Origin of the sequence: Bradyrhizobium sp. (genome assembly GCF_049512235.1) — a bacterium.
Taxonomy (GTDB): Bacteria; Pseudomonadota; Alphaproteobacteria; order Rhizobiales; family Xanthobacteraceae; genus Bradyrhizobium.
The window spans coordinates 1-9,178 of the sequence record NZ_JBEKXH010000315.1 but is presented as its reverse complement, the minus strand read 5'-3'; the positions used below and the strand labels follow the sequence as shown (position 1 = coordinate 9,178).

General features: G+C 61.7%; 9 protein-coding genes and 1 pseudogene. 3 read left to right on the top strand and 7 right to left on the bottom strand.

The genetic code is table 11. The annotated features are described in order from the left end of the window. The 3 genes from ABSG20_RS24530 to ABSG20_RS24520 all read right to left on the bottom strand — a co-directional run. A partial coding sequence (locus ABSG20_RS24530; protein ID WP_423867090.1) for a DUF2927 domain-containing protein occupies nt 1-2,149 on the bottom strand: 2,149 nt, incomplete at its 3' end. Between the two features lie 327 nt (nt 2,150-2,476). Continuing rightward, nucleotides 2,477-2,929, bottom strand: coding sequence for an EF-hand domain-containing protein (locus ABSG20_RS24525; protein WP_423867089.1), 453 nt, complete (start codon nt 2,927-2,929; stop codon nt 2,477-2,479). A gap of 141 nt (nt 2,930-3,070) precedes the next feature. Continuing rightward, nucleotides 3,071-3,367, bottom strand: a complete 297-nt coding sequence (locus ABSG20_RS24520) for a hypothetical protein (protein ID WP_423867088.1) — start codon at nt 3,365-3,367, stop codon at nt 3,071-3,073. A 233-nt stretch (nt 3,368-3,600) separates the two neighbouring features. Here ABSG20_RS24520 and ABSG20_RS24515 point away from each other — a divergent pair, with 233 nt between their 5' ends. Further along, nucleotides 3,601-4,287: a response regulator gene (locus ABSG20_RS24515; RefSeq protein ID WP_423867087.1), complete on the top strand. Its 687-nt coding sequence runs from the start codon at nt 3,601-3,603 to the stop codon at nt 4,285-4,287. Continuing rightward, nucleotides 4,274-5,650, top strand: a complete 1,377-nt coding sequence (locus tag ABSG20_RS24510; protein ID WP_423867086.1) for a sensor histidine kinase — start codon at nt 4,274-4,276, stop codon at nt 5,648-5,650. The genes ABSG20_RS24515 and ABSG20_RS24510 overlap by 14 nt, the downstream gene beginning before the upstream one ends. Here ABSG20_RS24510 and ABSG20_RS24505 read toward each other — a convergent pair. The 4 genes and pseudogenes from ABSG20_RS24505 to ABSG20_RS24490 form a co-directional block, all read right to left on the bottom strand. After that, a complete protein-coding gene (locus tag ABSG20_RS24505) occupies nt 5,626-6,894 on the bottom strand; it encodes a threonine/serine exporter family protein (RefSeq protein ID WP_423867085.1) in 1,269 nt (422 codons plus the stop codon). The genes ABSG20_RS24510 and ABSG20_RS24505 overlap by 25 nt on opposite strands. Before the next feature lie 106 nt (nt 6,895-7,000). Beyond that, nucleotides 7,001-8,398 (bottom strand): class II fumarate hydratase, encoded by a 1,398-nt coding sequence (gene fumC, locus ABSG20_RS24500; protein WP_423867084.1) that lies wholly within the window; start codon nt 8,396-8,398, stop codon nt 7,001-7,003. Nucleotides 8,399-8,403: 5 nt separating this feature from the next. Next, a pseudogene (locus ABSG20_RS24495) lies at nt 8,404-8,487 on the bottom strand (DNA starvation/stationary phase protection protein); the annotation flags it as partial. A gap of 71 nt (nt 8,488-8,558) precedes the next feature. Further along, nucleotides 8,559-8,795: a DUF433 domain-containing protein gene (locus ABSG20_RS24490; protein ID WP_423867083.1), complete on the bottom strand. Its 237-nt coding sequence runs from the start codon at nt 8,793-8,795 to the stop codon at nt 8,559-8,561. A 177-nt stretch (nt 8,796-8,972) separates the two neighbouring features. On the opposite strand from ABSG20_RS24490, the gene ABSG20_RS24485 reads away from it, so the two are divergent. Continuing rightward, nucleotides 8,973-9,178, top strand: a 206-nt coding sequence (locus ABSG20_RS24485) for an ArsR/SmtB family transcription factor (protein ID WP_423867082.1), incomplete at its 3' end; no start/stop codon positions are given.

The following is a 9,178-nucleotide window of genomic DNA, read 5'->3' as shown; positions in this document are numbered from 1 at the left end:
CAGCAGTTCTCAATACGAATGAATCGCAATTGCAACTGGGGTGCTTGCTGAGGCTCGGGCGGCGGCGAGGATGCGGCGTTTTGACTCGGCGGACAGAATGGGGATTCGCAAACGGGCGTGAATCGGCTTCGGTATGGGGATGCGGCCCCTTGAGCCCCTCCTCGGTTCGTTGCGACGGTGCCTGGAAGCATTTCCGGACAAGCGCGGAGGAACGAACGTGACCTACCCGATGGGCGACATCGGGATGGCGGCGTTCTCGGTGTTTTTCATGCAGAGCCCCTCGTTTCTGGCGCATCAGCTGCGGCTGCAGCAAGGGCACGGGCGTTCGAACTGCGAGAGCTTGTTCGGGATCGCCAAGATCCCCAGCGACAACCATATTCGCGACATGCTGGATCCGGCACAGCCGGAACGGCTTCATCCGGTGTTTGCCGATACGGTCGCGGCGCTGGAAGCGATGCCCGACGGCCTGGATGCTTTTCGTCGGCTGGGGGATCATGTGCTGATCGCCCTGGATGGAACGGAATATTTCTGCTCCAAGAACGTCCATTGTCGGCATTGCTCGACCCGGCTGCGCGGCAAAGCTGAGACCGAGTATTTCCATGCGATGCTCGGGGCGACATTGGTCGCGCCCGGACACGACAAGGTTGTCCCGCTCGAGCCGGAATTCATCGCGCCGCAGGATGGCGCGGAAAAGCAGGACTGCGAGAACACCGCGGCCAAGCGATGGCTGGCCGCCCACGGCGCGCGCTACGCAAGGCTCAATCCGATCTTTCTTGGTGACGACCTGTTCTCCCGCCAGCCGTTGTGCGAGGCCGTGCGCGACGTCGACGGGGATTTCATCTTCGTCTGCAAGCCATCCTCCCATCCGCTGATTGCCGAATACGTCACCGGGATCGACCTTCCGACCCACGAAGAGAAGGTCAAGCGCGGCAAGAAGCACACCGTCAATCGCTACCGCTGGCTCTCCAATGTTCCCCTGCGCGACGGCAAGGATGCCCTCATCGTCAACTGGTTCGAGATCGAGATCGTCGACGCCGCTGGCAAAGTCACCTACCACAACAGCTTCGTCACCAACCTCCCGGTCGGCGCCGACAACGTCGCCCAGCTCGCCGCCTGCGGTCGTGCCCGATGGAAGATCGAGAACGAAACCTTCAACGTTCTCAAGACCAAGGGGTATAATATCGAGCACAACTTCGGCCACGGCAAGCTCCACCTCGCCTCCGTCCTCGCTACCCTGAACCTGCTCGCCTTCGCCATTCACACCGTCTGCGACATCGCCGACGAACTCTGGCGCTCGGCCAGGCAAAAGCTCGGGTCGCGAAGCCGATTCTTCAGCAACCTGGATTCGATCACTACCTTCTTGATCTTCCCCTCTTGGGACGACCTCATGCAGACGCTGGCCTTTCTCAAGCCGGCTCCACGCCCTCCCTGACCTCCGCCGTTCCCCGCGCCAACCCCGTCCACAAGGTGCCAAACCCAACAAAATCGCAAAAGTCAAAATCTGGACGTCGTCGTTGAACATGGTCCAGGGCACCGAGCGGTCGTCATTGATCGCCCCAAGGGCCTGCAGCAGCTCCTCGTAGGCGCAGTCGAAGAAGGTAAATTCTCCGGCATCTACCGGCAGGATCACCTCGGCGCGCCGGATGCGGAAGCGCTTGTCCTTGCCAATGCCGGACAGACATTGCGGCGCCAGCGATTGTTCAATTTGCTTCGCCCGCTCGCGCCCGTAGAGCGAGCGAATCGTCCCGCTGAAATCCCGGCCCGAAACGAGGGTGACGACGAAGTTGGCGGCCCGGCGGTCGTTCGTGATGCCCACGTCGAGGTGATCGACGCGGGATCGGATGTCGTCGACAACGGCGGCAATCTCCGAACGGCGATCGGGAGAACCCTTGTTGTCCAGGAATATCCTGACCGGTTCATCGAACTTGCGGACCCGCTCCGCCGGCTGGCCGAGCTGCAATTCAGGGTGAAGCGCGATCTTGAAGAATCCGTCCCGGATCTCGTCATTGGTAAAATCCGTTCGTTCGGAAGCGCGCCGGCTGCTGATGTCCGGATTTTCCGCTTTCGCAGGACCGTTGCCGATTCCGGCGGGCAGGAGCGCGGCCAAGGCCATGACGATCGGTTTGCGGATGCGGCGCACCCTGCGCATGGGTCCTCTCGCTGACGCCGACGGCAGGCCGGCCAGCGATAGCGTGTCCAGCCAAGTTGTAAACCTGTGAGAAGTCATGGGGTTATTCCCGCGGCCAGCCCGTCGTGGCGACCATCATACCGATGACGGCATAGTATTTCGGGATGGAAAGGGGGGATTGTTATAGAGATTCCATAGTCAGGAACCCTCCGCCGCTTCACGGTCGTGGCCGGGCGCAAGGATGCGACGAGACCGAAGCTTCGCTCGGCCCAGCCGGCCGCGATCCGCAATTGGTGCCGCCAAGGCCGCGCGGATCTAATACGGCTGACCTCTCTAAGCACCGGCGTTTTAGTTTGGATGGAACCTGTCCCGCTCCCGGACCGGCGGACCTGCCTGCTTCGGGGCGTTCCCTGCCTTTATTTCGTCCGCTGTGACGCGGCAGTCGCCGTTCTTGTCGTACCGCAGGATGAACTCGCTCGGCTTGCCGACGAATTCGTTGCGCGTGATCTTGCCATCCTGATTCTCGTCAAAATAACCGAAATCTGCTTCCGCCAATATGCCGCCGGCTTTGCGGACCGTCGCGAACTCGGACTGGTCGAGATGACCGTCATGGTTGCGATCGGCCAAGGTGAATATCCGGTCAAGATAGCTCTTCCATTCGTCGCAGGTGTAGATGCCGTCGTGATTGGCGTCCCAGATCTCCGGCCCGTTCGGAGCGGGTTGAGCAAGAGCAAGAGGTTCACCCGCCAGAAGCAGCCCTAACGTGATGCCAATCCTGCAACTCGATGTTCTGAACAACAAGCCGTCTCTCCTGTCTCCGCAGCCAACGGCTCCTAGCCATAGCGGAGGCGTCAGCCATTACCAAGACCTCCTCCTTTTATCGCAGGTTATATATGGCCTGAACCGTTTTGGAAGACAGAGCGAAGGGAGCCGCAGTTTCGGTCAGCGAAATATACTTCGCCAAGCTTCTGAATCGCACCTGAACTTGAATTTTTGGCCTTGCCGAGGAGGAGGGGCTTGCCATGGCATCAGTTTTTCCACCGTCGCTTGGAATGCGTGGCCATCTGGTGGAACGATCAGCAGGTCTGCGCTGACCAGATGGTAATAGATCGGCGAAAACGTCAGTTCTTTCGAGCGGAGAACATCAGCCCTGCACATCAGCCGATTGCGGCCGGGTGAGGCCTGGGCCGAAACCACCGCGCTTAGCAATAGCGCTGTCGCAATGACCGTGTGCTTCATGAAGATTCCCCAAATTGTGTCCGGTCCTGTATGCAACGCTGGCAACTCTCCTTACCCGCGAAATCGGCAGCCTGCATCTGATTATGCGCGTCCTCGGGAGGCGAGCGATCTTGCGAAACCAGCTTAGGACAGCTTATAGCGGCGCGCATCCTGAAACTTCAGAGCTTGTCTCGGTTATCAAAACACTTCAAAAGCTGGTCTGAATACCCCGATAGGTCTGTGGTTGGCCGCCGATGCGATTGCTGATTGTCGAAGACAATATCCAACTGTCCCAGTTGCTGGCCAAGGGCCTGCAAACCGCTGGCTATGATACGGATCTGCTGGCTACGGCGGCGGAAGCCCGGGCCGCCCTGACCACGACCTCCTACGCCGCCTTGATACTCGATCTCGGACTTCCCGATGGCGAAGGCCTGTCGATTCTGAAAGAGTTGAGGCATCGCAAGAACCCAATACCCGTGCTGGTCCTCACCGCACGCGGCGGACTTCAGGATCGCGTCAGCGGCTTGCGCAGCGGAGCCGATGACTACCTGGTAAAGCCGTTCGCACTGGAAGAACTGGTGGCCCGCCTCGAAGCACAGCTACGCAGACCCGGCCAGCAGCTCGGTAGCTCGCTTCATGTCGCCAATCTGGAATTTGATTTCCGGAATCGGCAGGCGTTCATCGACGATCAGCCTCAGGTCCTGTCCTCCCGCGAAACCGCGGTGCTTGAACTTCTGATGCGCGGCAAGGGACGTGTCGTTTCCAAGAAGCAGGTTGAGGATCATATTTTCGGGCTTTCCGGAGAAGTCGCGTCGAATGCGGTCGAAGTCTATGTCCACCGTCTGCGAAAGCAGCTGTCCGACAAGGGCGCCCGGGTGAGAATCCACACCATACGCGGCGTCGGATATCTCATCGCCGAGGAAAAGCGTGATCCGATTTAAATCGATCATCTCGCGCATCGTGATCCTGCACGTGATCGCTGTGGCCATCACGTCGGTACTGATGTCACTGGCGCTGTCGTGGCTGTTAAACCTGGCGACAAGCAACATCCACGATAAAGCGATGGAAGAGCAGGCGGAGTCACTCGCGCATCATCTGGTCTCGCGGGCCGACGGCAGCTTGGCGCTTGATCTCCCGGCCGATCTTCAGGGCCTCTATTCACAGCCCTATGGGCGATATTCCTATGCCGTGGTCGACGATCGGGGAAATACCCTGTTTTCGTCGCTGAAGGATAAGGCGCCGATATTTCCCGATGACCCAAGGACGGCCGCGGTTCAGTTTCTCGAAACGCGCAATGGTGAGGCGGCAATCTCCGGCGCCAGCATTCGCAGCTTGGTTGGCACGAGGACCGTCTGGATCCAGGCGGCCGAGGATCTGGCGAACCGCGACGTCTTGATCGACGACATCGTCAAGGATTTTTTCAGGAATGTCGGCTGGATAACGCTGCCGATACTGCTGATATTGCTGGTCACGGATATTGCAATCTTCAGACGCGCCTTGCGGCCGCTGCGACAGGCCTCGGAGATAGCGCAGCATATCGGGCCGGCGCGCACCGATGTCCGGCTGCCGGTCGATGAAATTCCGAGCGAGGTTCGGCCGCTGGTCTCCGCGGTCAATCAGGCGCTCGACCGGCTCGACCAGGGTTTTCGAATTCAGCGCGAATTCACCGCGGATGCCGCGCATGAACTGCGCACGCCGCTGAGCATTCTACGCACGCGGGTGGATACGCTGGAAAACCAACGCATCGCCGATGCCCTGCATCAGGATATCGAAGCGATGAGCCGGGTCGTCGGCCAATTGCTCGACATTGCGGAACTTGATGCATTCACCATCGATCCCGGGGAATTGGCGGATGTGCGGGGAGTTTGCTTCGAGGTCGCGGAGTTCATTGCCCCCTTGGCGCTGGAGCAGGGCAGGGAAATCGCGTTGCTTGCTTCGAACGCGCCGGTATGGGTCAAAGGCAACGCCGAAATGATGCAACGGGCCGTCCGAAACCTTGCGGAGAACGCCATCAAACACGCCCCGCCAGATACGGTCGTCGAGTTCGTCGTTGAAGAGGACGGCACGGTGAGGGTGCGGGATCAAGGTCCGGGCATCCCGGACGAGGAACGGGATCTGATCTTTCGCCGCTTCTGGCGTCGCGATCGCAGCCAACAGGGCGGCACCGGATTAGGGCTGTCGATCGTGCAGCGCATTGTCGAATTGCACGGCGCCACCATCACCGTCGAGAACCGAAACGGAGGCGGCGCCGAGTTCTCCATCCATTTCGTCGCCGCAGATCAGACGATTTCATTTTCAAAATGATGTCGTCGGCGTCGATCGGTCGCCGAAATGTCGATGATCAGCTTCGGAACGATGAGGCCAAAACTCATCGCCAGGATGATCAGGGTGGCGGTCATGCCATCGGCCAAGGTCGCGGCGATCAGCTCGGGTGGCGTGGGGCCGCCCTCGGCAATCTGCTCAAGCCCGCTCGCCATCCGGAACAGGTAGACGCCGGGTATCATCGACACCACGGAAGCAAAACCGATGGCCGCGAACGGCATGTGGGTGCGTCGTGAGACCGGCGTCAGTATGATCCCGACCACGGCGCAGGCGACCAGCGCCCCGGCCGTGGCGCTGAGCCCGAGCACGGTGAGCGCGGCCCAGCGCAGCGCGTGGGCCAGCATGCCGACCACGACCGGCCAGGGCAGCATGTTCAGCGGCGTGGAGAAGAAGACGCTGTAGGCAAACACGGCGACGCCGGCGGCGATCATGTCTTGCCACAACGGCACCTCCCTGCCGGCGGCTTCGACCGGCAGCGATGCGCCGAGCAGGCTGAGGCCGAGCAGCAATCCCGTCGATATCGCCACCACGATAAGCAGCGCATAGATCAGGCGGGCGGCCCCGAGATGGATGCGGCCGGTGACGAGGTCGAGCGCGGCGTTGAGAAAGTGTGGTCCGGGCACCAGGATCATGCACGGGCAGACCGCGACCAGCCTGAGCGAGGAGCTTAATTCGGCGCGAACCGCCAGCGCGCCGATCATGCCGGCAAGCAGGGCCGCGCAGAACGGCTGGATGAAGATATTCTTGCTCCACTGCGCCAAACCGCGGCGCAGCATGGCGCCGGCCGCTGCGCTGACAAATATCAGTGCCGCGGCGGGGAGATGCGCGACGCCGAAGATCACGGCCAGCGCCACCGCGCCGACAGCTGCGGCGAGCGCGAACAGCCATGTCGGCGCCGGCGGCAGCTTGGCGATCGCGCCGATCTTCTGCAGCGCGGAGGCAGCCGTCAGCCCGCCCGCCTCGAGGTCCGCGATCGCCTTCATGGTTGCCGCGACGCGGTCCATGTCGACGCCGGTCGGGTCCGCGGCGTCCTGGAATACGAGGTCTCCGCCCGCGTCCTCGAGCTGGAGCTGCACTTCGCCCCAGCGCGGCATCAGCCTGACCCGCAGTCCGAGCGCGCGCCCAAGCCGTTCGGCCGCCGCCACGGTCTGCTCGGTGGCCTGCCCGTTGATGAAAAGAACCCGGGCAAAGGCGAGCACGAGCCGGCTTTGCAGTTGCGGTATCATGCGCGCCTCTCCCGATCCAGGCCTTGAGTTCGGAACTCCCTCCCGAGTCCGGCCCGCGCATCGCGGGGCCCGGCCCCAGTCGCCCTTCAGGTCGCCGCCGACGGTTCTAAGCCACGTAGGGCGTCACCATTTTCCTGGGATCGACAATGCGATCGAATTCCGCCTCGCTGACAAAACCCAATTGCAGCGCCGCGGCTTTCAGGGTGAGATCGTGTTCCATGGCGTGGTGCGCGATCTTCGAGGCCTTGTCGTAGCCGATAACGGGCGAGAGCGCGGTCACCAGCATCAGCGACCTCTCGACATATTCGTTGATCTTCTTCAGATTAGGCTCGGTGCCCTCGACCAGGAATTTTCTGAAGTTCGCGCAGCCGTCGGTCATGATCGTGATCGAGTGGGTGACGTTGAAGATCATCAATGGCTTGTAGACATTCATCTCGAGGTAGCCGCCGGCGCCGCCGAAGCCGACGGCGACATCATTGCCCATTACCTGCACGGCGATCATCGCCAGGGCCTCGCACTGGGTCGGATTGACCTTGCCCGGCATGATCGAGGAGCCCGGCTCGTTCTCCGGAATGTTCAGCTCGGCGAACCCGGCGCGCGGCCCGCACGACAGCAGGCGAATGTCGTTGGCAATCTTGTAGAGCGACACCGCCAGCGTGCGCAGCGTTCCCGACAGCTGCACCAGCGCATCATGGGCGCCCTGCACGGTGAATTTGTTGGGCGCGGTGACAAAAGGCAAACGGGTCAGTTCGGCAATTCCGGCCGCCGCCGCCTCGGCAAAGCCGGGCGCGGAGTTGATGCCGGTGCCGACGGCGGTGCCGCCCAGCGCCAGGCGGTAAACGCCTGGCAGGGCCGCCTCGATCCGCTCCAGATCATCCGACAGCATCCCGGCATAGCCCGACCATTCCTGGCCCAGGGTCAGCGGGGTGGCATCCTGCATGTGGGTGCGCCCGATCTTGATGATGTCCTTCCACGCCTCGGCCTTGGCGCTGATGGCATCGCGCAAGGCGGCGATGGCGGGAGAGAGCCGCGCCTTCAAGTTGACGGCAGCCGCGATATACATGGCCGATGGAAATGTATCGTTCGAGGACTGCGCCATGTTGACGTGATCGTTGGGATGAACCGGCGTGTGGCTGCCAAGCGGCGTACCCGCGAGCTGGCAGCAACGGTTGGAGATCACCTCGTTGACGTTCATGTTGAACTGGGTGCCGCTGCCCGTCATCCAGACATGCAGCGGGAACATGTCGTGGTGCTGGCCGGCGAGGATTTCGTCGCAGGTCTGCGCGATCAATTTGGTACGCTGGTCGTCAAGCCGTCCGCCGGCGTGGTTTGCCTTGGCCGCGGCCTTCTTCAGGATGGCGTAGGCCGTGATCATTTCGCGGGGGATCAAATCATGGCCGATGCTGAAATGCTCCAGGGAACGCTGGGTCTGCGCGCCCCACAATTTGTCGGCCGGCACTTCGACCACGCCGAGGCTGTCCGTCTCTTTTCGGGTGCTGGTCATCTGAACTCTCCTGGGTTTTCCAGCAGGAGATGATAATCCCGGAACTGCGGTCCCGACATGTGCCAGTGGAAATTCTTTGTTTTCATGTGCCGGCCGGTCGGGCGGATTGGAGCCCACCGGGTCCGCGCAAGCGTCGGGCCCGATGGGCGAAATCCGCCGTTCAAGGCCGCCGGCAGGCCAGCCGCAAGGCCGACGCGGCTCTCGCACGTAAAATATCGAGAACAACCCCATACAAAGTAGCCAGATCCACCTTGTCGCCGTCGAGGCTCGGATAGGCCGCGAGCACGCGGTTCATCGGAACGCCGGCGGCGACCGAAGCGGCGACGTCATACACGGGTATGCGCGTGCCCCGGACCACCGGCGTGCCGCTCAGCACGTCGGGCGAAGCGACCACCATCGACCGGGCCTGGTCGAGGCGGCGCAGGCGCTTCCATGTCTTGCGGAGAAACGGCTCGAGATCGATCGTCAGGAACTCATCCCATGACCGATCGCCATCAGATCGATATGGCTGCGCGCCGTTTAAATCAAATAAATTAGTATTGACTAATCAATTAGCGTACGCTATCGGTTTCTCATGACCGAAGCCGTTCCCATCAACGCCGTCCTGCGCGCGCTTGCCGATCCCACACGGCGGGCCGTGTTTGAGCAGGTCGTCCGCTCCGACGAGATCAGCGTCGTCGAACTGACGCGAGGGAGCGGCGTGACGCAGGGCGCCATTTCTCAACACCTCAAGGCCCTGAAGCAGGCCGGCCTGGTCGCCGAGCGCCCCGAAGGCCGGAA

Coding starts and splice junctions, on each gene's coding strand:
- ABSG20_RS24520 (WP_423867088.1), bottom strand. CDS start 3,367: ATGAAGCACACGGTCATTGCGACAGCGCTATTGCTAAGCGCGGTGGTT.
- ABSG20_RS24515 (WP_423867087.1), top strand. CDS start 3,601: ATGCGATTGCTGATTGTCGAAGACAATATCCAACTGTCCCAGTTGCTG.
- ABSG20_RS24505 (WP_423867085.1), bottom strand. CDS start 6,894: ATGATACCGCAACTGCAAAGCCGGCTCGTGCTCGCCTTTGCCCGGGTT.
- fumC (WP_423867084.1), bottom strand. CDS start 8,398: ATGACCAGCACCCGAAAAGAGACGGACAGCCTCGGCGTGGTCGAAGTG.
- ABSG20_RS24490 (WP_423867083.1), bottom strand. CDS start 8,795: ATGGTGGTCGCTTCGCCCGACGTGCTGAGCGGCACGCCGGTGGTCCGG.